The organism is Erythrobacter sp. S227 (genome assembly GCF_057364925.1).
Genome location: NZ_CP200280.1, coordinates 2,592,945 through 2,616,845 on the forward strand (window position 1 = coordinate 2,592,945; position 23,901 = coordinate 2,616,845).

Here is a 23,901-nt window from a genome sequence, read left to right on the forward strand (position 1 = left end):
TTAACGCAGAGGGTGCGAGCCACCATATGGTGAAGCCATGACGACAACACCTGAGACATTTGAAGATAAGCTTCTGGGCTTCACCTTGCCGGACCGCAGTGCGCGTGGCCGTTTGGTGCGCCTCGATGATGTGATTGATAAGGTGCTTTCAGCGCACGATTATCCGCCACCAGTGACACACCTGCTAGAGGAAGCCCTCGTATTGGCAGCATTAATGGGTGGCCTCCTTAAAAGCGACGGCGATGGTGCGCAGCTTACAATGCAGGCGCAAACCAAAGTGGGCGCTGTTTCGCTTCTGGTTTGTGATTTTCGCGGGGGAAGCCTTCGTGGCTATGCCGAGTTTGATTCCGCCAGTCTGGCACAGCTTGGCGCGAACCCTTCGCTGTCATCGCTTTTTGGCGAGGGCTATCTCGCCATCACTTTCGAAACCGGCGCGGGTCAGCGCTATCAAGGTATTGTTCCGCTTGAAGGAGATAGCCTGGCTGAGGCATGTGAAATCTACTTCAGCCAGTCCGAACAGGTACCCACTCTAATCAGGGTGGCGAGCCGATCCGGCTCCGGGGGAGGGGTGGCAGCAGGCCTGCTCATCCAGCATTTGGCTGATGGCGAAGAAGGCCGCGAGCGTCTTCATGTCAGGATGGACCATCCTGACTGGGAACATGTGGCAACGATGGCAGGTTCGATTAGCCATGATGAGCTGCTCGATCGCGAGCTGTCTCTTGAGGCGATGATTTGGCGGCTGTTCCACGAGGAAACAGAGATTCGCGTCCAGCCGGGGAGCGAATTGGAGCGTGGTTGTCGGTGCAGCGCAGATTACTATGCCTCGGTCATATCGCGCTTCCCCGAAAACGAACGAGATGAAATGCGCAATGACGCAGGAGTGATTTTGGTCGATTGTGCCTTTTGCGCAAAGACGTTTGATCTAGCGATCTAGCGATTTATCGCTGTTCAGGAACGGCTCATCGTGAAAATATACAATTGTGCATGTAATTATCACGAGACTAGCGGAGTTACTGCGCATGATTTCACGCGTAAAATTTTCACCAATCGGGATTGTGACCGCCCTTGGGATGGTGGCGCTAGGCCTTGCGCTTCCCGCAGCCGCTCAGTCAGATGGATTGTCCATGCTCGAAGGATTAACCAAAGGCGAGTGGACGATTAAGCACCGTGATGGTTCTGCAGATCGCAAGATCTGCGTGAAGACCGGCAAAGAGCTTATCCAGCTGCGTCATGAAGAGCCTGGTTGCAGTCGTTTTATCGTCGAAGATGGTACCAATAAGGTTGCAGTGCAGTACACTTGCCCTGGTAACGGGTACGGCCGGACCAACATCCGCAAAGAGACAGGCGCTTTGGTTCAGATCGAAAGCCAGGGTATTGCCTCTGGGCTTCCCTTCCAGTTTGCAGCAGAGGCAAGGCGCACGGGTGCCTGCTGAGAAGCGAAGCGATTGGCGCTGATTGTTGCCAATCTGGGCGTTGGCTACTAGCTGCCTCTCATGGCGTCCTCAAAATCTCCAGCAATCGTTCTCTTGTCGGGCGGTCTCGATTCCATGGTCTCGGCCGCAAGAGCCTTGGAAGACGGCTTTGCCGTGCACGCGTTGACCGTGAATTACGGCCAAAGGCACCGTGTTGAGCTTGACCGTGCCAAAGCGATTGCAGCCAAACTTCATCTCGCAAGCCACACCGAGATAGCCCTCGACCTGAGAGCTTTTGGTGGCTCCGCACTCACCGATGAAATCGACGTTCCCAAGGAGGGCGTTGGCGACGATATTCCGGTCACTTATGTGCCGGCGCGCAACCTGGTGTTTCTTGCCCTGACAACGGCGTGTGCTGAATCAAGGTCAGCGCGTGATATCTTTATCGGTGTGAACGCCCTCGACTACTCCGGGTATCCCGATTGCCGGCCGGAGTTTATCGAGAGTTTTGCCGAAACGGCCCGTTTGGGCACGAAAGCAGGCGTTGAAGGCAGTCCGCTCAATATTCATGCGCCGCTACAGCATATGACCAAAGCTGACATCGCAACAGAATGCACCAGATTGGGTCTTGATCCTGCATGGAGTTGGTCGTGTTATGACCCAACGCCCGAAGGCCTGCCATGTGGCGGTTGCGACTCCTGTCGATTGCGAAAAAAGGGTTTTGCTGAGGCGGGAATTGTCGATAGCACGCTTTATGCAAAATAGAGCAGGCGGTTCACGCTGCTCACTAAAAGTCATGGTGTTGGGAGATTCGCGTTGAGTGACGAAGCCGCAGAGCAGCCGGAACTGGAAATGCAAGGTTCGGCTGACGAAAGTGGTGCGCCCGTACCAGCATATAGCTGGTATGCGCTGAGCGTTTTGGTGCTCGTCTATGTTTTGAATTTCATCGACCGGCAGATCCTCTCGATTCTCGCCAATGACATCAAGGCAGACCTTGGCGTTGACGACGCGTATCTGGGCTTTCTTTACGGAACCGCCTTCGCAATCTTTTATGCGCTTTTCGGCATTCCTTTGGGCAAACTGGCAGACAGTTGGAAACGCATCCGGCTGATGACTTTGGGACTGAGCCTCTGGTCAGCCATGACCGCGCTTTCTGGCTTTGCGCGTGATGCTGGCCAATTGACCATCGCCCGGATTGGTGTCGGTGTAGGCGAAGCGACCGCCAGCCCGTCGGCATATTCGTTGATTTCCGATTGGTTCCCGGCGCGTCTCAGGGCAACGGCCTTGGCGATCTACAGCTCGGGCCTCTACATCGGAGGCGGCATTTCGCTCGCAATCGGCGGTATGGTCGTCGACCGCTGGAATGCGGCTTTTCCAGATGGCGGACCGCTTAATCTAGCGGGTTGGCAGGCTGCCTTTATCGCCGTTGGTGTCCCTGGATTGTTGCTCGCAGTTTGGGTGATGACCCTTCGCGAACCCGTGAGAGGCGCGATTGACGGTCTGCCAACTCCCGAAGATCCCGCCCCGTTCAAGGGTTTCGTGAAGGAACTGACGACAGTTATTCCGGGCTTCACGTTTTTCGGTGCTGCATCACGCGGTGGAATGGCGCTTGCGATGAACATCGCAGCTTTCATTCTGGCATTCGTTGTCGCTTACCTGCTGACTTTGATGCTCGGCACAGGACAAGGCTTCATAATGGAAGCCTTGGAAGGCGCCACAGGTTCAGAGCTGCCTTCAATTAGCGATCAATGGTTCTTGCTCGCTTTGGGATACTATGCCGTCTTCAGTTGGGCGACTGCGCTTCGGGAGCGCGACTATCCCACATTCGCCCTCACATGGGGATCGCCAGCGTTCCTTTGCACTATCCTGGGCTATGGAACAGTGGCCTTTATGGCCTACGCGGCCAGTTACTGGGGAGCGCCATATGCTGAGAGAGTTTTCGAAGTGTCCAAGGTAAGTTTGGGTTTCTGGCTCGGCGGCGGCGGAGCTGCGGGTGGATTTCTAGGGGTTATTCTGGGTGGCCGCATGGCCGATGCGCTAATGAGCAAGACTAGCTCCGGACGAGTTTGGGTCGTCTTGTTCGGGCTGCTGAGCCCTATCCCTTTCGCTATCGTACAGTATACAACAGAAAGCTACTGGCTGTTTATAGGCCTCAATCTTGTAGTTGGAGCCTTAGCAGCATCGGCATTGGGAGCTGCTGCTGCCGCAAGCCAAGCGCTTGTCCTTCCGCGGATGAGAGGCACGGCCACTGCTACCTTTTTCCTTGCAACCACCCTTGTCGGACTGGCTCTTGGGCCATTCACCGCCGGCTATGTCTCAACGCAAAACAGTGACGATCTGAGTGCCGGCGTGCTTTCGACGCTTTGGATCGCGCCGATTGGGCTTGCCTTGCTCATCGCTGCTATCCGATTGACCGGAAAAGCGAGTGGCAGTGTTGTCGAGCGTGCCAAAGCTGCGGGTGAGAAATTCGAGGGCGAATGAGGCTTCTCCGGGTTTTGGCGAAGAGCAACTGGTACCCTTATCCCTCCGGCACTGACGTAAGGTGTCAGCCCTCTCGCGGCTGCGTGGGATGTGTGGCGCAAGCAAATATCAACGTTGCATAGCGCAGCAGGCTGGGGGCTATGTTTTCTCTTGCCCGGCTTTATTCCATCGCGACATCCTGTCTGCAGGCCGGACATTGCTTGATTCTATTTCGCCAAAAGAAAAGGGGCCGGATCTCTCCAGCCCCTTTCATATGCTTTGCTAAGGAAGCCTAGACTTACATGCCCGAACCTGGACCGTAAGTTACTTCCACGCGGCGGTTTTGCAGTTCACGAACGCCGTCTTCGGTTGGTACGCGGTTCTGCGTTTCACCGAATGCTTGGCTCGAGATACGACCCATCGGGATGCCCCGGCCGGTCAGATACTCAGTAACGCTGGAGTTACGACGTCCAGCCAGAGCTTCGTTGTACGAAACGCTACCAGCACGGTCGGTGTGGCCTGCAAGCATTACAGCTGCAGTTCCGCAGTTTGCGTATGCCGTTACCGCGTTGTCCAAGATCGTCGCTGCGTCTGCAGTGATGACTGACTCATCGAAATCAAAGAAGACGATGTATGGGCCAGTGTTACACGGCGGCGGAGGCGGCGGTGGAGGTGGCGGTGGTGGAGGCGGCGGAGGCGGCGGTGGAGGTGGTGGAGGCGGTGGTGGCGGCGGTGCTTCACCACCGAAGTTGTACACCAACGAACCCAAGATCGAGTGCGATGACAGCGAAGTGCTGAGATCGCGGCCGATTGGGTCAACCAGATCCACGCCAGTCGCATTGAAGTAGCGATACTTCAGACCAACGTCCCATTTGTCGCTGATTGGGGCACGGATGCCCGCAAGCGCTTGCCATGCAAGACCAGTGTCTGAGTCGTTCCAAATACCTGGGCCAGCAGTGTTGAGGCGTCCTTCAAAATCAACGCGAGCAATACCGACACCGCCTCCGACGAAGCCTTGAACGCCGTCGTCTGGGCCGAAGTCTACGAGACCGTTAAGCATGAAGCTGAGAGCATCAGTGATGCCGCCAGCAGGCCGGATTTCGGACTGGAGCAGGTTGAACCCGCCGCCCGGAACTGGGTTGAGAGGCAGGCCAGGTACTGGAGCAGCACCTACTTCGTCGAGACCAGCACGACGATAGCTGGTTTCAGCCTCAAGACGGAACATGCCGAAGTCGTGACCAACAGCCACGCCGGCGTCCCAGCCAGCATCGTGGTCCGCGGTAGCAGCGTCTGTGCTACCATTAATATCAAAGTCGACGTCTTCAACGATCATCGCACCGGCATCACCTTGAATGTACCATTGACCCTCGCGGGCCATGGCCGGTGTTGTCAGAGCCGTCGAAGCCATCGCCAAGCCAATGACGATATTGCGCATTTTGGAATTCCCCTTTTTCGAGTTGAGGCGCTAGCGTTGTCTAACTTCTCGGTATTGCACAAGCAAGCTTCAATCGAGCAGACTGTTGCAAGTTTACCTCTAATTGCGACCTGAATCGCGAAAAGTGGCACTCCAATAGCCTCTTAGGGCCTTTTGTAACGCATTTTCATTGTCATGAGAGCTCATGATGAACCTGCGCCTTCAAAGATTCCAGCTGTCCGAAGTGCCTCAATCAGCGAGCCAATGGCCGCTCGGGCTTCGGTGTCGATTGTTGATCCCCCTGTGGGCGCTGCGGGCTCCGCCGCTGATTGCCAGCCACCGTTATATCGTAGTTCTACCTCTGCCATTTGATCGAACACTGTCATGCCTTTGGCCGGGGCAATGAACTCCCAGGCCTCACCGATCCAGATCGCGATATTGTCATCGCGGCTACTCCATTCACCGCTAGCATTCGCCAAGACACGGAATGATGCTCCGTCTACGGGATTTCCAGGCGGCGTATCGAGCGAATCGATAACCCCTGTTTGAATGAGTGCGTCGATCAAAGAAAAGGCATGGTTGATAAATGGCTCCTTCTGCGCCTGGCCCGCGAACAGAAGGGGGAGCGAATGGTGTGCTGTTGTTGAGGGAAAAACAATCGGATCGGCCATGTTTGGTCTCCAAGAAATCAGGATAGTGTGGCGAGCATCAATGCAGGCGATTCGCCGTAGGAACCCACTTGCTTGACCCACAAACTGCTGGGCCCGTGATCTGCTACAAGGCTAAGGCGTTGGGCGTGTGACAACACGAACCGGCTTTGGTCCGTTGACCAAAGGGTAAATGGCGCCTCGGTAGGCCCAAAACCGATGCGGTAGAGTTCCTGCTCTTCGACAAGCGGCACTTCTACGTCTTCTGGCCAAGTCCATTGTCCTCGCGCCCGGCGGGTCCAGCACAATTGCCAAGAATCATCTGCAAAGACCCGTTTGACTGGCGCTACCGGCATGAGTGCCCGACGGGATAGGCCTATGTTCTGCAGGTTAGCAAAGACCGGCTCATCATCAGCAAGACCAATCGCAGCCAGACGCACCTGCGACCCTGCTGGCATTTGTGACGGATCGACGTTGGTCAGCCTGTCTCCCAATAGAGTGAAACAAGCACCAATCGAATGCCCTTCGATGGCCGCCGGTTCAGTGCCAGCCCGGCCACGCAGCAAACCGGACAATCGCCAGCTTCCATTGCCGAGCGACTGCGCTTCAAGGAACTGGATGACTTCGCCACCAACCATGAGCCGATTCGCACCGTTCGCCAGCCCCACCACATCCGTGCTCTGAAACGCAAGGTCATGGGCAAACAGGTCAACTAACAGTTCGGCATTTCTTTCGACAACACGGCAGCTTGATCCATCGATTGGCGCAGTGAGGACACCTGTGATTGCCCGAACATTGCCAGTTGAGCCCAGTTCGGAAAGAGCACCGCCTTGTTCGACGAACAAAGAAGCTCCCCTCCAGCCAGCGCTTTGCGATGTTACCGCAGCCACAATTGATCGGCTCGACGGCGTGGCGTTGTTTTCGGCCGGCACTTCAAACACGCACATCTGTGTGGGCGTGACAGGATCATCTGCCGGTGCATTGGATACCCCGGCGTCGCCAACGAGTTCTCCTGCAATCTCGGGAGACACGCGGTCGAGTCCAAGCTCGACGCCAAGCTCTGACCATTCCCAGCTTCTGATTAGCCAAATCCCGGGCGAATCCGGAATGCGGACGAGTTTTCCCGGACAAATTTCCGGGTTGAGTTCGCCGGTCCTCCAAGTGACCTGCTCGTTGCTCCAACGGGCCCTATGTGCATTAGAGTTTGCCAACTGCCTGGCGCCTTGCGCGTTCATCGCTGCGGGCAAATCGATCATGATCTCGCGGCCATCGGGTCGAAGGCCGAGCGCACGTTGGACGCTTGGCTGATAGTCACGCTCTTCGTCGTAATACCGCAATGCGAGAGGTTCATCGCCCACTCTTTCACCGCGCCGCTTGTGCCTTTCATTGGCGTCCTCGCTATCTCGAACCGAGATTTGAGGAGGTAGAACCGGGATTTCCTGCGCGCTCGAATAAGCAGATGCCAATCGCAGACCCCGTGCGGTTGTCGTACAGACTAACGGGAAAACTTGATCGATGGTTGCAAGAGTTGAGCCGATTGCCCCGCCTTCGTCAGAAAAACCACGAGCATCTTGCAGGACAACGTCTCCATCGCCTGGCTCAGCATCCGGTACAAGCTCATTGATTGAGACGGTTTGATCCTTTGGTGCGAAGACCTCGAATGTCAAAGCTGGGATGCGATTACCAAAATCGGCAAGTTGCAGATCCTCGAAAACGACATAGGCAATGTCTCTAAAGGCCGGTGCAAGAGCCCCTTGATCTGCGGCAATCAAAGGATCGACCTCGGCATCTCCTGTTCCAGGATAGATGCGTAGCGCACCGCCTACTTTGAGATCATCAGCGCCGCCACGAAGCAAATTTCCGTCTGCCCAGATCCTTCCGACGCGGTCGATAGGCGTACTGGACAAGGCTACCGCAAATGAGGCCGAATATGAGAAGGTCGTTGTAGAAGGCTGCCCCTTGCTGCCGCCGCCCTTGTTGGTCGTTTCAGTGAGTTCGGTCGCCCAGATGATCGATCCTGCGACTCGCATCCGACCGAAATTTCTGGGCAAAGGTTGGCCATAGCTTGAGGTCGTAACGGTGAGTTCTTTCAGGCGAGGGCCTTGGCGGCTGGAGCCGAACACAGACTGGTCGACTTGCTGTCCAATAAATGCCCCGATCGCACCGCCAATTGGACCGCCGACGGCGGTGCCAACTGCAGTCAAAAGCAGAGTTGCCATCTTGCGTTCCTTTTCGGTTCTATGAAAGGCGCCAGTGCGCCAGTTTTTCATCATTGGGATCAATGGCCTGCCGCACCACTTTGCGAAGGCCTGCATGAGCGTGGACGGCCGAAGTCGTGCTCTCGACAATCAAAAGGTGCTGCTGTCCGGGACCCGGTTTGATCAAAAGGACATCGCCGGCAGCGATCTGACCCTCGACCGGTGCCAACCCGGAATGCCTGGCGCATTCAATCCAGCGCATGTGGTCAGCATTTCGAAGCTGGTACCCTTGAGGGACAATCGGCACGCTCCCGATTTCTTCAAGGCTGCATGCAAGAAGCCCAATGCAATCGAGGCCGACATTGGGATCACGACCATGCAACAGGAACCTTACCCCAAGGAACCGCGACGCCGCCTTGGCAAGTTCTTGCCCGCGCGTGGCGCTTTTGGTCACCCTAGCCCCTGACCGTAGCGTGCGAGCAAATCATTGCCCGGGAGGAATGGCTCGCCGCGAAAGTTCACAGCGTTGTCAAAACGGTTGGCGCATGTGACCAGCGTGTGGTCGCATCCTTGCAAAAGCTCGGCTGGCGTGCCGTCAGAAAGTGCACCGCTAAGAGGTCGATCAAGCGCGAGCCATTCACCCTCTGCCCCTACAATCGCAAAGGCAATTCCTGTCTGCGGCCCATCCAAGAACCGGATTTGGCCGTCGCGGTGATCGTCGGTCGATATCCCTGAAATTCTGATGCGGTTGAGGTCTGGATCGACCCCATCCACCACAATCCGCTGCATAAACCGATTGGCAGAAAGCCCGCAGCCACGGCCGCAAAATACCGCCCGGCAAGTGGGACTTGTTCGCGGGACAAGATCTTTCTCCAGCACACGCTTGGCTGATCTTAGTTCCCCGGAGAAGCCTCTTCGATCATCGGTGATCCGGCCGAGAGTACCGCTGTAGAGCACTAGATGATCAAGCTTCTCCCAATCAACGATGCCCACCTCGATTGCAGCTTCATCATAGAGACCTGCTGCCAGATCGCTCTCGCTGATGGCATCGTGGCTGAGCGCGCCTTCGACCCCCGCGTTCTCTTCCGACAGGTCCGATGTCAGCCTGATGGCGCTTGGCACCATTCCGGGTGCCGATCGGTGAAGGATACCGCCAATGGGCAAGTCGCGATCATGACTTGTGAAGCCAAGGGTCACGCCATCTTTGCGAAACACTCGCCAGAATGTTGCCGCCGTTTCGAGATCGCGGTCGAAGAAGACTCGCGTCATATCTCTTCTCTCAGCTCAATGAGAGGAATACTTGGGGCTTCGCCTGCTTCGAAATTCACGCCCGAAATGTCCACGCGATCTTCGGCGAAGCGAACTGGCACATCGAAGAGAAACCCTGCGCGAATTTGTGCGCCGGGCGCGGGCGCCGTGTTGAAGAAAAGCTTGCCTTTGTCCCCGAGGAACCAATCGGAGGACGGGTTCCCATCGACACTCACCAGAAGCGTTTCTGCCCTTGGCCGGGTGATCGGGCGCAATTGCGGTTCGGCATTCGTGCCATAGGCCTTCACCAGTTGAAATTCTGCGGCCAATCCATCGCCTGTTCCGATCAACTGGTCGAGCATTGTTGGAGAACCTGTCATGCCATTCGAGCTGTGATCTGTTGGATCGCTGATGCGGAAACCGCGTGCTGCACCGCGCCGCGCTCTGAAGAAGCCGATGAGCTCACACAGTTCGTTTTCCGATCGAATGCCCGGCCCTACGTCAAAGTGAATTCTGGCATCTGACCAGAGAGAATTGCGACGCTCATGGCCCGAAGATGTGACCGTGATCGAGGTCGAGAATTCAGGTGCGACTGACGCACTTCGCCCAAGAGCGAAGGGGTAGACGACGTCATCAAAGGCTTCCATTTCGACCTCTTGGGTTGGCGGTATGCGGGTGTAACCATCACGATTAACCTGGGGCTGAGCCCAGACGTATCTGCGTTCAATGCCGCGCGCGGCGGCTTCATCAATCCCGCGGTCAATGCGGGTCCAGTATTCCACATCGTCTTCGGCCTGAAGGACGAAGCCTGCGAGGTAATCCTGCTCTCCAAGAGGGTACTGGAGGCGCGCGTCTGCAAAAACGTAAGCCTGGCGGCGAAGCGCGTCCGCGCCGTCTGTGAGCCAATCATAGTCTTCAAGCTGCAGGCGATCGAATGCTGGCTTTGCCCAGCCTGCGGGAAGATTGGCGCGGTACAATTCAGGCATTTCCGGGTTCAGAATTGTCGGCGTGAACGCAAGCAATAGAACTTGAGATGCAGCCGGCGCTGCTGCGCGAATGGATGCGGTCAGATCGGCAGTTGATTGGGCGAGCAACGCGCCTGCGTCATCGAGCAGCGCAATTTGGTCAGCATCCATTGGCTGGCGCATATCTGGAATATCCGGCGGTGAACCGCCAAACGCATCGCGCGCTGAATTATCATAAATGCAAATCTGTCCGTCCGCAGTGGTCCACCACCAAGGCTCACCGATTTGAAAGCGCACGGGCAGCATAGATGCGGCCAACAGGTCGACAAAGGCTGTCGCGCTTGCTTGCAACCACGCCATTGCATCAGAATTCGCTGGTGATAGCAGGCTTGATGGGGGGACCCATCCAGTGAGCGCAGGATTGCCATTCAGGTCACGTTGTTTCCAACTGTCCGGGCAATAGGCATTGAAGAGTTCGTATGAAATCGATGCGATCACTTCGAGGTCATTTTCGCTCGCCAACGCAAAGAAATTCCGGTGCCACTCGGTGCAAGGCTGGCAAAGCTCACCTGAGGGAACAGCCAGTAAATCGCTCCCTTGTAATCCAAGGCGCATAAAGTGGCTCATGCCGACATAGTGGATCACATCTTCGCGGTATCCGAGGCCAATAAGGTTCCTGAGGATACGAGCAGGCGTCTGATCGTATGCATCGTCATAAGCGGTTGCGAGCCGGTCACCGTGTACTGGAAGTCGGACGTCCCCGATTTTAAGCATGGAGTGGCGTCCATCGGCTACGATGTTGGAGACCGTGACTTTGCCGTTGAAACGTGCGGGCAAAGGCAAGTCGCTTCCCGCGGCAAACCCGGGCGCAACAAGCGAGATGAACATTCGGTCGATGTCGCCTGCATAGATCGGGCTGCCCGGCAGCGAAAACCCGCTCTCGAGCTGCGAGAATGGCAAAGTGATCACCGCATCGGTTGGCGTGCCTTTCGCGTAGTTCCAGAGCCTGATGAACCAGGTTTGGGGATTGCCCGCTGCATCACGTCCCTCAATTGTCAGTGTCGGACCGTTGACCGCATCAAGCGCAATGACGCCTTCGGATTGCCAGCGGAACCGCAAGCTTGTGTTTGAGTAATCCCGGCTTGTTTCATAGGCGAGCAGGGGGTGATCGAGTGCGTCTTCGCTCTCCCAAATGAGGCCGACAAGTTCGCCCTCATGATGAAGCTCAACATCGATTTGCATCGAATCCGGGCCCGTCGTGACGACCGATGCCATTGCAGGGCGAGGAAAATTCACGCGCCAGAAACGGGGGTCGAAACGCTGGATAAAGCTGGATTCCTGCCCGCGGCGTTCGCGCGCTAGCCAATAAGCCATTGTCGGTTTTGTCCTGTCTCAGCGGTCTTGGAGAGCACGGCGCACCGCACTTGCGACCTGGCGCGAAGAGCGTTGCATGGCGGTTGGGGCGGCTGTCCCGCGCGGAGTGGCCAGCTGGATAGCGACACGAACATCGCGGCCTGCTGCGACCGTTCCTTGGTTGGCATTGATGCGTCCGGCGGAGGTCGGGACGAAAAGCTCTGGCCCATTTTCACCAACCAGATATCCACGGCCCGGCGAAACAGGCCCACCCGTTGCCCTGCCAGGAACTCCCAGCAGCGAGCCAAAAGCCTGACCCAAGAGGTTGCCAAAGCCGGAGCCGGAACCTTGCCCGCCAAAAAGCGATCCAACCCCTGAACTGATGGCACGGGCAGCGATTGAGTCGAGGGCCCGAAATGCAACTCTTTGCAGGTCGTCGAAACCCAAAGAGCCGCGTCTGACCGCCGACAATAGACCGCGTTCGAGCACTGAGCCGGCGCGGTCAAAGCTGCCGATCAATGTGGAATCGACGGTGCTGCGGACCGTCTCAAGGTCTGAACTGAACCCGTCCGTTGTCGCACGCACGTCGATCACCAGTTCTTCAAAATAGTCATCCATTTCTTTCGCGCTCCAGCATTTGAGAGATCAGGTCCATCGAAGGGCCTGCGTTGCCTTGAGGGGCTTGTGGATCAGATAATGCGCCCCTCAATTCGCTTGGTGTGGCGGACCAGAATTCATCTGGTCTCCAAGCCAACCATTGGGCGGCCATGCTCCACCAACGCGGGGCAGAGGCCGTAAAAGCCTCAAGGTTGTCGTCTGTCACGACTGGCCTTGCAGCACCTGAGACAGGATGGCTCGCACGGGCTTAGTTGTCTCGATAAGACCTTGTTTCAGGACCGCTTGCCCGACCTCTTCTCGCGAAGGCCGTGGGTCGGCATCGAGGCAGTGCCATATCAAGGCGCTCACCTCAGAAAGGGTGAGAGAGCCTTCAGAGGCACGCTCAACCAAAGCAAACAGTGAGCCGATTTCTGCTTCGGCTGCGACAAGGTTTTCAAAACTCGGGCGCAAGCGATACTCGCGCTCACCAAGCTGGAATTGCGCCTCACCTCGAAGCGCATTGGCAGGCTTGATCATGCCGGCACGACCGGTCCTGAGCTTTCAAGTTGGAGCGTGTAATTGCGCTCCCCATTGAAATCGCCCGAATAATCGAGACGCTGAACCAGGAAGCGCCCGCGCAAGCGTTCGCCATCTTCGAAAGACAATTCGTAGTCATCAATAGTGCCCGCCAGCGCGTGAGAGCGGATAGAGGTTTCCGAGTTGCTACCGAGGAAAATCCCCGCCGCATTGACAGAAACTGAGCGGGTACCAGCACCTGAAAGCAGATCGCGCCAACCGCCCGATTCCTTGTTTGTGACCGCAACAGGGTCACCATTGATGGACAATTGAGTGGTCCGCATTCCGGCCACGGTTTCATATGTGACGGGTGATCCACCGTCTCCGATTTTAAGCAAAAAAGCAGATCCGTTCTGCGCTGGCATAGCTTGTCTCCAGTTGTGAAATATCAGGTTTGTGGGGCGAAAATCCGGAACCGGAATTCGAGCAGTGCACCGCGCAGATTGCCTTCACGCTCTTCACTTCGAGCGCGCAGGAAACGGATTGATGCAAGTTCAAATCCGGAGTGAAACGGTGGCAAGTCGAGAACGCGGCGTTCGATTGCGTTGACCAGTGAGCCGTCCGCATCCGGTTCGTCAGCGCGGCTCTCAAGTTCGATGGCTATACGCACCTCTCGGCCAGGGCGTTCTTTGGTGCCCCAATCGGTTGATGCGCTGGCAGCGATCCCAAGCCAGGGGGCGCTTGCTCTTACCGGGGCTTCCTCTTCAATCGCATTGATGTGGGCAAGCTCAGGGTCGTCGCGAAGCCATGTGAGGAGCTCCGCGCGCAGGTGATTTTCCATTGGGTCAGCCTTTTGTGAAATTTGGCCAAAGCGAACTGGCCGAATGCCAATCGATGATCGCGCCTGCCTGACGGCCCGGGCGACGTCGCACGGCGTGTTGGAGGGCAATGCGTTTTGCGTGGCCTTCCAGTCTTCGGATCAGTGCATCGCTCGCTGCCTCAGCAGTAATCATGTGAGCCTGCGCTCCTGCCACGGACGCCAAAGGGCGCTGACGGTAGCGGGAGGCGCTGACGCTTTGCCGGTGTCTGAGGGTCTATCCCGGTCGCGGTAGTGATACGCACAAAGCCGGATAATACCCTGTTTCAAAGGGGCGGGGACCGTATCCCATGTTTCAGCGATACCCACTCTTGCCGTCACGATAACGTCTTGCCCTTCCAGGCTGTTTATCAGATGAAAAACCAGACTGCCTTGCGGGCTGATGTCGGTTTCATATTGATCAGGAGTAAGCGGCGTACGGTCCCCATTGTGTGAGACGAGCTCGACATTGGAGATTGAGGTTACCGGCCTGCAGTTAAGCTTCACCTTTTTGGCGGAAGTCGGCAACCGTTCTTCCACCAGCTGCGACAAGGGGGCCTGGCCCGTGAAGCTTTCGCACATGCCAAGAGCCGTGAGCAAAAGGTCGACTAAAAGGGCGTCCTCACCCGGCCGCGATATTCCGAGCCAGCTTTTCAGGTCCGCAAGCGCGGTGCCGCTTACATCCGCCGGTTCCACAATTCTCCGCTGCATTGCGGTCTCCCAGGTTCGATAATGGATCAAGGTGCGCCCGCACCGCTCGCAACCAGCTGGAGTGAAGCGTGGTTTGCGTGGGTGCGGGCGCGAGGTACCGACAAGGGAGCAAAGGGGGGAACTCTACCTTGCCGGGAACAGACAGCGCCGCTTAGTGGCGGCGCGAAGCAGTGCCTTAGGCTTCGATTTTGAGAAGCTTGATAGCGTTTGAATCGAGCACTTGGCCGCCTACACGCTTGGTCGCATAGAAGTGGACGAAAGGCTTGTTCGTGAACGGATCGCGAAGGATCTTGGTCGCGCTGTGCTCTGCAATCAGATAGCCGTGGCGGAAGTTGCCAAAGGCGATCGGGAATTCGCCAGAAGCCACATCAGGCATGTCTTCGGCTTCAACCACCGGATAGCCCATGAGGCGATCAGGTTGACCTTCGACCATGCCCGGCTGCCACAAGAATGCGCCATCAGCGGTCTTGAGCTTACGAACCGAGGCCAGAGTGGCAGAGTTCATGACGAAGCTTGCGCCTTGGCGATGGCCGGATTTGAGCGAGTGGATAAGGTCGATGAGCTTGGCTTCAGGAGCGCTATCAAAGCCGTTTGCATCGCCAGAGCCGATATACTGGACCGTCTTGAACGCGCGCACGCCGTCTTCTGCGGTGCTGGTTGGCGAGCGAAGAAAACCTTCGGGCTGATTGTTACCAGTGCCATCGACGAAGGCAGACCCTTCAGCTCGGGCAAATTCAAGCGCAATTTCATTGGCGAGCCAGGTTTCAAGATCAAACGCTGCATCATCAAGCATCGCCTGGCTAGCGGCGGGATTGGCGAAAAGGTCGCCGGTTGGCGGCGCGATTTCGGCAAAGTTTGGTGCCTCTGTTTCAGGACGAGGTGCCACTTCGCTGACCCAGCCAGACGCCGTGCCACCGGTCGCAACCAGTTTGCGATAACCAGAGGTCCCGGTTTGCACGACTTGTGCAATCGAGCGGATCGGGCTGATTTCAACCAGTTCGCTTGCAATCATTGCGTCGATCTTTTGCGGCACTGCAAAACCGCCATCTGAAGGCGATGCGCCGTTGATCGATTTGACCTCGGCCTCACGGCCTTTGCGCAAATAACCATCAACGAAGCCTTTGACTTTCGTGTCGTTTGTCACTGTGCCGCCAATGGCTGGACGCGATGCTGCACGCGACACTTTGTCGAGGCGCGCTTTGACTTCATCGACATCGGTACGGAGCGTTTGGATGTCGGCTTCAGCCTGATCTTGCCGCGACACAATGTCGAAGCTTTGTTCCATCTGATCGTCCGAGGCTGCAGTAGCTGCAACAGGGGTGGTGTTGGTATCCATGGGGTAGTTGGCCTTTCTGTTGGGCATAAAAAAGGCCGCCCAGCATGGCGGCCCGTCGGTGGATGGTTTTCAGCGATCAAGCCACGAAGTGGACACGAGCACCGTATTGAAGTGGGTGGGTGACGAGGCTGACTTCGAACAGATCAATTTCAGCCAATTCGCGGCCCTTTTCGCTGTGGCGTGCTTGCCGTGCGCGATATCCGAAGCTTAGGCCGGATACCTCACCTTGGGTGAGCAGGTGGGCCGCCTTGCTTTTTGTACGATCAATCCGGGCGATGACGCGAAGGCCGCGTTCATCTTGTGTAATCACTTCGATCTCGCCGATTTGCTGATCGGGGCGATGCTGCCACAAGAGAGGAAGTGCCTTTGTCCTTGCAGCCAAGGTCGCAGTAAACGCGCCGGGCAAGATCGTATCGCGGTCCGCGTCAGGGATGTTGAACAGCCCCGCATATCCAGCGAAACGAACGGGCTCGTCAGATGGTGATCCTGTAGTCATTACAGCATCTCCCAGACACCCAGGCGCACTGCGATCCCGATCAGGAGCGCTGCGAGAAGGGCCCGAATGGCCCATTCGATAAACGCCTTCCAAGCGCTTGCCTTGGCATCGCGCCATGCCTGGAGAAGTTCGCGCAGCTCATCCAAGTCGTTCACAGCATTGGGGTCGGCAAGGCCAAACCGGTCAAGCACGCGGTCGGTCGCAATCTCTGTTGTTTCTTCGACAATCGCACGCAAAGTCACGATGTCGGCGCCATCTTGATTGGCCTGTGCCATAAGACTGGCGAGAGTATCAGAAGGGCTCATTGCACATCCTCCTGCGGTTCAAATCCGAGCAATTGGCGTTTTTCAGACCGGGTGAGGAAATCGGCATCGGACACTTGCTTCCAAAGCCGCTCGCGATCTTCCGAAAGGGCGGTAATCTTGTCGAGGTCGACCGCGATTGAGCTGCCGGAAAACCATGGCGAAAGCCCCTCTTGCAGAGCGGAGAAGAGCTTTTCTGCAAGTGGTAACAAGGTCAGCCGCCAAAGCGCCCGATTGGCTTCGCGATAGTTTGAATAGGTGTTGTCGCCCGGAAGCCCGAGCAACATCGGTGGGACCCCGAATGCGAGTGAAATCTCTCGGGCAGCCGCACTTTTGAGGGTTGCAAAATCCATGTCGGCTGGTGACATCGCCATGGATTGCCAGCGCAAACCGCCATCAAGAAGCATCGGCCGCCCTGCATTACCAGAACCCGAAAACGCGGCTTCAAGCTCGCTTTTCAAACGCTCGAATTGCTCGCTGGTAAGCCCGGAATTGTCACCCGGTTCATAGACCAATGCACCTGATGGGCGAGCCGCGTTCTCAAGCAGCGCGCGGTTCCATTCAGAGGCTGCATTATGGATCGCAACCGCTTGTTGCGCAGCTCCAAGAGCGCTTGCACCCAAATGATCGTCCAGAGGGTGCATCGTCTTGATCTGGATAATGTTGGGCCAGCCGTCCTCATCTTCGAGCGGCAACGTGATCTTATCGCCAGCGACCGAGTATGTGTAAGCGCAGGGCCAACCATCGGGGCCGGCAACCACATTCATCCTGTCAGGCCTCAGCGCAAATAGCTCAACAGGTTGGCCGCTTGCGTCTTTCACGATCTGCACAAAGCCATTCCCGTGAAGCAAAAGGTGCGCGGCCAGTGTCTCGATCAAGGATTGACCCGCACTCGTTGCATTGATGAGAGCGGCTAATCTGTCGTCATTGCTGCTGAGCGGGGCCTGCCCAACGCCTTCTGCGACAATTCTTACCGCGCGCTGGGCGATGGGATTGCCGAGGAATCCCTCTCTTACGCAGCGTTCGTATTGATAGGGTTTTGACCCGCCCGCTTCTGCAAAAGCGGGTGTCCACCCTTGCATAATCCCCGGTGCAAGAGGCACGCGGGTTTCCTCCCCGCCCTTGAAGGCGGAGAGCAGCTGTTCGAGCAATGCCATTTGAATTTCCTTTATTTTTCGCTGCGCTACATCGCGCGCACGCTTGGATTGGCCGCTTGGCCAAGCATCAATTCTGTCAGAGCCCAAACCAGAGCATCTGCGCGGTCCGGTGAGCGACCAGGGCCTGCATATTCACCGCCGATAAGCATCCCGCACATTTGGTCTTCAAGCTGCGGGAATGAGCCGCAATGGCGCACTCTTCCCGCTTCATAGAGCGCGGCGATTGGTTCCGCTCTTGCGACTTTACCGCGGCTTGCGTGAACCAACTTGACCGGAAGCGCGGCATTGGCTGCGCGAAGCACGCTTTCAACCATCGCGCCGCCCTGATTGGCCTCGGCGACAACCCGGTCAGTGTTCCATTGTGCAGCGGCACCCGCCACAGCCTGCGCCCAATCGCTCGGCTTTGCTTGGCCAAGCGAGCAATCGGCAAGAACATGGGCGATGCCATCCTCATTTACGCCGGCCACCACAATGCCGCATTCGTCTCCCGAAGAAGAGATTGGCGGATCAACCGCAACGACCACCCGGCGCCAGTCCTGATCAGACGCATTAGTGCGCGCTCGCTCCAAGGTGGCACGGGGCCATAATGTGCCATCCAGATCAGTAAGAAGCTCGCCGGCGATTTCTTGACGCGCCAGGCGGCTTCCGCCGAATTCGCTCTCGATTGCGCTCAGGAATTTCTTGGGCAGGTTGGCCGCATTGTCATAGGTCGAGCCTCGGGTAATCACGACATTCTGGCTTTCGCCGGAGTTTAAAAGACGTTGTACAATCGGAACGGCGCGAGGCGTTGTCGTTACCGCAATTTGAGGGTCTTTGCCCAGGCGAAGCCCCAGTAGAAGATTGTCCCATGCCCGCGTTGCCCTGTCATGCGAAAGCGGCCATTTTCCGATCTCGTCACACCAGGCGTGACTAAACTGCGGCCCTCGCAAGCTCTCTGGTTCAGCCGCTGAAAACAGTTGAGCCTGCGCGCCATTGGGGAAGCGCACACGTCTGAGCGAGGCCTCGAACACCGGTTTGCGTTCAGGCGGACAGCAAGCCAATATCCCGCTCTCCCCTTCAACCATGACCGATCTTGCCTCCGTCAAAGAGGAAGACACCAGCGCGATGCGCGCTTCGGAATTGTTCTCGGCGATCATGCGCACCCATTCGGCGCCAGCTCTGGTTTTGCCAAAGCCGCGTCCTGCTAGGATGAGCCAACTGCGCCAGTCTCCTATCGGAGCAAGTTGAGCCTCGCGCGCCTGTATTTCCCAGTGGAAGCGCCATTCATTGCGTTCCTCCTGAGTAAGCGATGTGACGATCTGTTCACGAACAGATGCGTCTTCTTGTACGAGCCAATCTAGCGCACCAGTCAACGTGGCTTGCCTTCGCGGCCCTTTTCAAGCTGGACCTGCTGGCGGATATCTTCGATCTTGCGATCAATCGATGCACGCACAGCCTTCGCGTCCACATTTCGTTGCTCTGCCTGGGCTCTTGCAGCGTTTTCGCGATGCACAGACAAAAGCCTGATTGCATTGGCGAAATCATATTTGTCTTTGTTCTTGCCCTGCATCTCGCCTTCGCGGAGCCTGCGCACAACTTCCATCTCCAGATGAAGGTAGCCCTCATAAAGAGCGGCGAGCCATTTGCGTGCGAAAGCAGGTTCCTGACGCCGCTTTAGATATACGGTGCTTGTCCCCAGATCCGCGAGCTTTGCGGAGCGAGTGACATTAGAGCTTTCTGCCAAATAGACGAGGAATGCCTCAAACTTGTCTTGTTTTGGTTGCGTTGCACTCAGTTGATTTTGACCAGATAGATGAGCAGCTTGGCTGTCGTGCGAGTTCATTGGTCGTCTCCCGTCGAAGAGTGACCAGACAAGACCCGCATCTCTTAACGAGAGCAGGCCTTGCGTGGTTGATCCCAAACCACCCTTAAAAGCGAATCACAATTTCTAGATGTTGATCTATTAGTACCAAATAGCGTCACAATGTCAAGAGAAATAACCAAATAGGTTTGTCAATTTTCGATTGCACCACCCTCTTGGCTGCAATAGGGCCCATCGCTTCCTGCTCTTTACTCCCTTGGGGGTGGGCAAACCTCGATTGGGACAGTTTCATTGGCCTGGCTTCGCGCACTCTACAATTGGACTATGGACAAGGCGGCGCACCCCTATGCGGTATGGTGGCTCGCCTTTTTCAGCTTCATTGAATCAAGTTTTTTCCCGATCCCGCCGCATCCGCTCCTGGGATTGATGTGTTTGGCGGAGCCAAACAAGGCGATCCGGTTTGCTGCGATCGCGACCATATCATCTGTGCTCGGCGGGATATTCGGCTACGGGATCGGGTTCTTTCTTTACGAGGCTTTAGGTGCCTGGATAATCGGCCTTCTGGGCCTGACGGAGAGCTTTCCCGTTGCTGCGTGCTATATTCGTGAGCAAGGAGCCATGGCCGTGTTCTTTGCGGCCGGAACGCCGGTTCCCTTCAAGCTGATGACAATCACTGCAGGGTTCATCGAGATGAACCTCTTGACCTTCACCCTTGCGGCGATGGCGGGTAGGGCTCTCATCTTCATGGTCGTCGGGGTACTGTTCCAGGTCTTCGGCGCTCCGATCAAGCGGATCATCGATAAATATCTTGGCTGGCTCACCACATTGTTCGTGGTCTTGGTTGTTGGCGGCTTCTTCGCTTTCACCCAGCTCGCCGGCGGTGAAGAAGAGGCCGATGATCACATCTGCGCGCAAGCTGCCGATGTAAGGGGTTAAGGCAGGGGCAAAGGTTGACCCAATCCTGGTTCGCTAACTCCACGCACATAACCATTCTGGTGAATGGGGCCGTGCCGCTTAGCGGTCCCGATACTCTGGCGCACGTTTCTCCAGGAACGCACGCTGCGCTTCGGTAGCATCTTGTGTTTGGGACAAGAGCACTTGCTGGCGGTCTTCTATTGCAAGTGCCGCTTCAAAGCCGGGCGCATCAATGTTGCGATTGAGGGCGTCTTTGCTCAGGCGAAGGCCCATCGGTGCAGTAAGCAACATTTCAGCGACGATTTCCTGCGCTGCGCCATCCAATTCGTTCGGTTCGACAACGGCACTGACGAAGCCGGACGCAAGGGCTCTTTCCGCATGAATGAAGCGTCCCGTAAGGATCATCTCGCTAGCCAAAGACGATCCAACAAGCCGCGGCAGGAAATAGCTCGATCCCATGTCGCAGCCACCAAGGCCGATTTTGATATAGGCCGCGTTCATTCGGAAATCGGGCGTGCAAAAACGGATGTCGCTCGACAAGAGCAAGGAAAGTCCGCCACCACACGCCGCCCCTTGCGCCAAAGCGATGATCGGTTGAGGGCAGGAACGCATAAGCTGCATGACGGTCGCGATGCTGCGTTGGGTCCGCCATGTGTGTTGAACCGGGCCGACACTCGCATCCTTTGGCCATGCGCCAAGGTCAAGCCCCGCGCAAAATGCCCGACCCTTTGCCTTGAGGATCACAATCCGGATATCATGCCGGTCGTGGAGCGCCTGAAAATAGTCACGAAGCGCGAAGATGAGGGCCTCATCCATCGCATTCAGCCGCTCAGGGCGGTTAAGCGTAATCGTGGCGACCGAACCTTCTTCGGATATCAGAATTGGGTCGGACACAAATGACTGCCTTTGTGCGTTAGATGATTCCGACCGCTTTGCCGGCCCGCTCAAACATCGAAAGAATGGTCTGCACCTCTTCGGCCGAATGTTCAGCGCAAAGCGAACAGCGCAGCAATGTCATGCCGGCCGGGGTTGCCGGTGGCCGGGCGAGATTGACGTATAGGCCTTCTTTCAAAAGCGCTTCCCACATCATGGCACCGCGCTCCAAATCCGGCATGATAACCGCCACAATCGCACTCTCGGCCTGCTCGGTACCAAGCTTGAAGCCCATATTGGTGAGACCTTTGTGGAGCGTCTTTGAGTTCTCCCACAAATGCGCGCGCTTGTTAGCGCCATGCATCAATTTGCGGATCGAAGTCGCTGCAGTGGCTACGACACTAGGCGGAAGACTCGCAGTGAAGACGTAGGGGCGGCAGACAAGTCGCATGATCTCGAATTTGGGGTGATTGGAGACACAAAAGCCCCCGACTGTCCCGACGCTTTTTGAAAAAGTGCCGATGATGAAATCCACATCATCGATAACGCCTTGTTCCTCGCAAACACCGCGACCGTTCTCGCCAATAAAGCCCATGGAGTGCGCTTCATCCACAAGCACCATCGCCCCATGTTCTTTGGCGATAGCGACCATTTCTTTGAGTGGGGCAACGTCGCCAAGCATGGAATAGACGCCTTCGAGAACGACCAGCTTGCCTGCGCCTTCGGGGATGCGGCGGAGGCGTTTTTCCATCGCTTCGATATTGTTGTGGCGGAAGGGCACAATCTCTGCATTGCCCATCGCGCAACCATCGTAGATCGACGCGTGACTATCGATATCGAGGATGACGTAGTCGCCCTTACCAGCGATCGTCGAGATGATCCCGAGGTTCGCCTGATATCCGGTCGAGAAGACCATGGCATGGTCCATGCCGTAGAACTCTTTCAATGCATCTTCGCATTCCTTGTGGCCCTGATAGGTTCCGTTCAGGACGCGGCTGCCGGTTGTCCCTGACCCGAACTTGCGAAGCGCATCTTCGCCTGCATCCAGAACATCCGGATCAAAGGTCATACCCATGTAGTTGTAGGTGCCGAGCAAAATCGTCTCGCGCCCGTTGCACATCGCCCGAGTTGGCGAGAGGACTTTCTCCATCACCAGATTGAAGGGGTCCTCGACGCCGCTTGCCAAAAGCGTCTCGCGCGTTTGGATGAGGTCATCAAACTTTGAAAACAGATCGCCTGTCGGGGTCTGGGTGGCGGTAGCGATGTCGTTCATAAAAAGGCTTTCTTCAGCTATCCTGTAGCTTGTGAACAGCAGCGATAAGCTGACCGTAATTTTCAATCTCGGCCTGCTGGTTCATGCTGATGATGATATCAAACTCGTCTTCTATCTCAGCTACGAAATCCATCACGGTTAGGCTGTCAAATTCGAGATCATTCGCAAATGTCGTCTCATTCTTAATCTCGACGCCCTTTTTGTTGAAGGGCTCTATCAACGCGCGGATGCGCTGATCAACGTCGGCTTCGGTCATGATCTCAATCTGCTTTCTGTATTGGGCGCAAGGGCGTTGCACCACCGGTTTGGTCTGCAAAAGCTGAGCCGGGGCAAGCTTGTCAAGCTCTCGCCTAGATGGCAGACCAATATGGCAATGTTATGGGGGTGGAACAATGGTGGCACAAGCCGGACCTGAAAATGGTGCGCCGATTAGTGGTTCTGAAGCGGCTGGAGCGCATGAACCTGCTCAAAAAGAGCGCAAATTTTCCAATCATTCGATCCACCTTGTGCGCACAGCACAGACTCAGACACTGTCCTTGTCCTCGATGGCAGACAACAAGGCTTCAATTCTGATCGGTGCAACCTTCGTGGTTTTCTCCATGTCGATCACCAATCTGTTTGGAGGCGGTGCGACCTGGGCGGTGCTTACCCTGGCGGCAACCGCGTTCATCTCCTCCCTCTTTGCGGTGATGGCAGTTATTCCATCTGTACCCAAGGCTCCGGAAGACCGGACGAAATTCAACTATCTTTTCTTTGGCCACTACGTCTCTCTTGAGACTGACGAGTGGATCGATGAATTGCTGGACAAGTTCGAAACGGATGAGGCGCTTTTTCGGACCATGTTGACCGATGTTCATCAGGGCGGCCAGGTCTTGGCGGGCAAGAAATACAAATATTTGAATTACGCTTACCGCACATTTGTGTGGGGCGTGTTCATCACGTGGATTGTCTTCGCTTACGAAAATATCGCCCCCTAGCCGGGCAGCAATTCCTTCACCGCGTTCATAAACGGTATGATCGACACAGGCTTCGACAGATAACCAGCTGCGCCTGCTTCGCGGATCTTTTCCTCGTCACCCTTCGCCGCAAAAGCGGTGACGGCGAGCACGGGAATGTCTTTGAGCGATACCTCTTTCTTGGCGGCTTCGATCAAATCAACTCCTGAGACCCCCGGCAATTGTATGTCCATGATGATCAGGTCGGGGGAGACTCTCCTGGCAGCGGCAAGGACAGCATTGCCATCCGCAATCGGTTCAACCTCAAATCCTTGCGCCTTCAGCACATCACAGAACAATTTCCGGTTGAGGTCATTATCCTCAACAACCATAATTAGTTTTGCCATATGGGCGCCCGCCAGTTTGAAACTAACTC

General features: G+C 56.3%; 29 protein-coding genes. 6 read left to right on the forward strand and 23 right to left on the reverse strand.

The window, feature by feature from the left end; genetic code table 11:
* Positions 1-37: 37 nt before the first annotated feature.
* The 4 genes from hslO (at position 38) to AC0V6Q_RS12345 (ending at position 3,893) form a co-directional block, all read left to right on the forward strand.
* Positions 38-934, forward strand: coding sequence for an Hsp33 family molecular chaperone HslO (gene hslO, locus AC0V6Q_RS12330; protein ID WP_486168671.1), 897 nt, complete (start codon positions 38-40; stop codon positions 932-934).
* Between the two features lie 85 nt (positions 935-1,019).
* The gene (locus AC0V6Q_RS12335) at positions 1,020-1,433 is read left to right on the forward strand and encodes a DUF3617 domain-containing protein (protein ID WP_486168672.1); all 414 of its coding nucleotides are present in this window, start codon (positions 1,020-1,022) and stop codon (positions 1,431-1,433) included.
* A 60-nt stretch (positions 1,434-1,493) separates the two neighbouring features.
* Positions 1,494-2,177, forward strand: coding sequence for a 7-cyano-7-deazaguanine synthase QueC (queC, locus tag AC0V6Q_RS12340; RefSeq protein WP_486168673.1), 684 nt, complete (start codon positions 1,494-1,496; stop codon positions 2,175-2,177).
* A gap of 87 nt (positions 2,178-2,264) precedes the next feature.
* Entirely contained in the window at positions 2,265-3,893 is a 1,629-nt protein-coding gene (locus AC0V6Q_RS12345) for an MFS transporter (protein WP_486169311.1), read from the forward strand.
* Between the two features lie 277 nt (positions 3,894-4,170).
* Here AC0V6Q_RS12345 and AC0V6Q_RS12350 read toward each other — a convergent pair whose 3' ends face one another.
* The 19 genes from AC0V6Q_RS12350 to AC0V6Q_RS12440 all read right to left on the reverse strand — a co-directional run bounded on the left by AC0V6Q_RS12350 (position 4,171) and on the right by AC0V6Q_RS12440 (position 19,490).
* Positions 4,171-5,307 (reverse strand): OmpA family protein, encoded by a 1,137-nt coding sequence (locus AC0V6Q_RS12350; protein WP_486168674.1) that lies wholly within the window; start codon positions 5,305-5,307, stop codon positions 4,171-4,173.
* 182 nt (positions 5,308-5,489) lie between these two features.
* On the reverse strand, positions 5,490-5,957 hold the full coding sequence (locus AC0V6Q_RS12355) for a DUF2793 domain-containing protein (RefSeq protein ID WP_486168675.1): 468 nt from the start codon (positions 5,955-5,957) through the stop codon (positions 5,490-5,492).
* A gap of 17 nt (positions 5,958-5,974) precedes the next feature.
* Positions 5,975-8,152 carry a phage tail protein gene (locus AC0V6Q_RS12360; protein ID WP_486168676.1) on the reverse strand — a complete coding sequence of 726 codons (2,178 nt, stop codon included), beginning with the start codon at positions 8,150-8,152 and terminating at the stop codon, positions 5,975-5,977.
* Between the two features lie 19 nt (positions 8,153-8,171).
* Positions 8,172-8,585: a hypothetical protein gene (locus tag AC0V6Q_RS12365; RefSeq protein WP_486168677.1), complete on the reverse strand. Its 414-nt coding sequence runs from the start codon at positions 8,583-8,585 to the stop codon at positions 8,172-8,174.
* A complete protein-coding gene (locus tag AC0V6Q_RS12370) occupies positions 8,582-9,400 on the reverse strand; it encodes a DUF2163 domain-containing protein (RefSeq protein ID WP_486168678.1) in 819 nt (272 codons plus the stop codon). The genes AC0V6Q_RS12365 and AC0V6Q_RS12370 overlap by 4 nt, the downstream gene beginning before the upstream one ends.
* A complete protein-coding gene (locus AC0V6Q_RS12375) occupies positions 9,397-11,718 on the reverse strand; it encodes a DUF2460 domain-containing protein (protein ID WP_486168679.1) in 2,322 nt (773 codons plus the stop codon). Before AC0V6Q_RS12375 ends, AC0V6Q_RS12370 begins: the two co-directional genes overlap by 4 nt.
* Before the next feature lie 18 nt (positions 11,719-11,736).
* On the reverse strand, positions 11,737-12,315 hold the full coding sequence (locus AC0V6Q_RS12380) for a tail tape measure protein (RefSeq protein ID WP_486168680.1): 579 nt from the start codon (positions 12,313-12,315) through the stop codon (positions 11,737-11,739).
* Positions 12,308-12,466, reverse strand: a complete 159-nt coding sequence (locus AC0V6Q_RS12385) for a phage tail assembly chaperone (RefSeq protein WP_486169312.1) — start codon at positions 12,464-12,466, stop codon at positions 12,308-12,310. Before AC0V6Q_RS12385 ends, AC0V6Q_RS12380 begins: the two co-directional genes overlap by 8 nt.
* Before the next feature lie 50 nt (positions 12,467-12,516).
* A complete protein-coding gene (locus AC0V6Q_RS12390) occupies positions 12,517-12,831 on the reverse strand; it encodes a gene transfer agent family protein (RefSeq protein ID WP_486168681.1) in 315 nt (104 codons plus the stop codon).
* Positions 12,828-13,235, reverse strand: coding sequence for a phage tail tube protein (locus tag AC0V6Q_RS12395; protein ID WP_486168682.1), 408 nt, complete (start codon positions 13,233-13,235; stop codon positions 12,828-12,830). Before AC0V6Q_RS12395 ends, AC0V6Q_RS12390 begins: the two co-directional genes overlap by 4 nt.
* A 23-nt stretch (positions 13,236-13,258) precedes the next feature.
* On the reverse strand, positions 13,259-13,651 hold the full coding sequence (locus AC0V6Q_RS12400; RefSeq protein WP_486168683.1) for a DUF3168 domain-containing protein: 393 nt from the start codon (positions 13,649-13,651) through the stop codon (positions 13,259-13,261).
* 4 nt (positions 13,652-13,655) lie between these two features.
* Positions 13,656-13,823, reverse strand: a complete 168-nt coding sequence (locus tag AC0V6Q_RS12405) for a hypothetical protein (RefSeq protein ID WP_486168684.1) — start codon at positions 13,821-13,823, stop codon at positions 13,656-13,658.
* Complete coding sequence (locus AC0V6Q_RS12410; protein WP_486168685.1) at positions 13,820-14,377, reverse strand: head-tail connector protein; 558 nt, start codon at positions 14,375-14,377, stop codon at positions 13,820-13,822. The genes AC0V6Q_RS12405 and AC0V6Q_RS12410 overlap by 4 nt, the downstream gene beginning before the upstream one ends.
* Before the next feature lie 175 nt (positions 14,378-14,552).
* The gene (locus AC0V6Q_RS12415; RefSeq protein ID WP_486168686.1) at positions 14,553-15,713 is read right to left on the reverse strand and encodes a phage major capsid protein; all 1,161 of its coding nucleotides are present in this window, start codon (positions 15,711-15,713) and stop codon (positions 14,553-14,555) included.
* A 76-nt stretch (positions 15,714-15,789) separates the two neighbouring features.
* Entirely contained in the window at positions 15,790-16,209 is a 420-nt protein-coding gene (locus AC0V6Q_RS12420) for an HK97 family phage prohead protease (protein ID WP_486168687.1), read from the reverse strand.
* Complete coding sequence (locus tag AC0V6Q_RS12425; protein ID WP_486168688.1) at positions 16,209-16,514, reverse strand: DUF6127 family protein; 306 nt, start codon at positions 16,512-16,514, stop codon at positions 16,209-16,211. Before AC0V6Q_RS12425 ends, AC0V6Q_RS12420 begins: the two co-directional genes overlap by 1 nt.
* Entirely contained in the window at positions 16,511-17,668 is a 1,158-nt protein-coding gene (locus AC0V6Q_RS12430) for a phage portal protein (protein ID WP_486168689.1), read from the reverse strand. The genes AC0V6Q_RS12425 and AC0V6Q_RS12430 overlap by 4 nt, the downstream gene beginning before the upstream one ends.
* Before the next feature lie 26 nt (positions 17,669-17,694).
* The gene (locus AC0V6Q_RS12435) at positions 17,695-19,020 is read right to left on the reverse strand and encodes a DNA-packaging protein (RefSeq protein ID WP_486168690.1); all 1,326 of its coding nucleotides are present in this window, start codon (positions 19,018-19,020) and stop codon (positions 17,695-17,697) included.
* Positions 19,017-19,490: a hypothetical protein gene (locus AC0V6Q_RS12440; RefSeq protein WP_486168691.1), complete on the reverse strand. Its 474-nt coding sequence runs from the start codon at positions 19,488-19,490 to the stop codon at positions 19,017-19,019. Before AC0V6Q_RS12440 ends, AC0V6Q_RS12435 begins: the two co-directional genes overlap by 4 nt.
* A 303-nt stretch (positions 19,491-19,793) precedes the next feature.
* On the opposite strand from AC0V6Q_RS12440, the gene AC0V6Q_RS12445 reads away from it, so the two are divergent.
* The gene (locus AC0V6Q_RS12445; protein ID WP_486169313.1) at positions 19,794-20,405 is read left to right on the forward strand and encodes a YqaA family protein; all 612 of its coding nucleotides are present in this window, start codon (positions 19,794-19,796) and stop codon (positions 20,403-20,405) included.
* 78 nt (positions 20,406-20,483) lie between these two features.
* Here AC0V6Q_RS12445 and AC0V6Q_RS12450 read toward each other — a convergent pair whose 3' ends face one another.
* From AC0V6Q_RS12450 to AC0V6Q_RS12460, 3 genes are read right to left on the reverse strand one after another with little or no spacing between them, the layout of a single operon-like run.
* On the reverse strand, positions 20,484-21,278 hold the full coding sequence (locus tag AC0V6Q_RS12450; protein WP_486168692.1) for an enoyl-CoA hydratase/isomerase family protein: 795 nt from the start codon (positions 21,276-21,278) through the stop codon (positions 20,484-20,486).
* Positions 21,279-21,297: 19 nt separating this feature from the next.
* Positions 21,298-22,530 (reverse strand): serine palmitoyltransferase, encoded by a 1,233-nt coding sequence (gene spt, locus AC0V6Q_RS12455; protein WP_486168693.1) that lies wholly within the window; start codon positions 22,528-22,530, stop codon positions 21,298-21,300.
* A gap of 13 nt (positions 22,531-22,543) precedes the next feature.
* A complete protein-coding gene (locus AC0V6Q_RS12460; RefSeq protein WP_486168694.1) occupies positions 22,544-22,786 on the reverse strand; it encodes an acyl carrier protein in 243 nt (80 codons plus the stop codon).
* 136 nt (positions 22,787-22,922) lie between these two features.
* On the opposite strand from AC0V6Q_RS12460, the gene AC0V6Q_RS12465 reads away from it, so the two are divergent.
* Positions 22,923-23,507, forward strand: coding sequence for a Pycsar system effector family protein (locus AC0V6Q_RS12465; protein ID WP_486168695.1), 585 nt, complete (start codon positions 22,923-22,925; stop codon positions 23,505-23,507).
* Here AC0V6Q_RS12465 and AC0V6Q_RS12470 read toward each other — a convergent pair.
* Positions 23,504-23,872 (reverse strand): response regulator, encoded by a 369-nt coding sequence (locus tag AC0V6Q_RS12470; RefSeq protein ID WP_486168696.1) that lies wholly within the window; start codon positions 23,870-23,872, stop codon positions 23,504-23,506. The genes AC0V6Q_RS12465 and AC0V6Q_RS12470 overlap by 4 nt on opposite strands.
* Between the last annotated feature and the right edge of the window lie 29 nt (positions 23,873-23,901).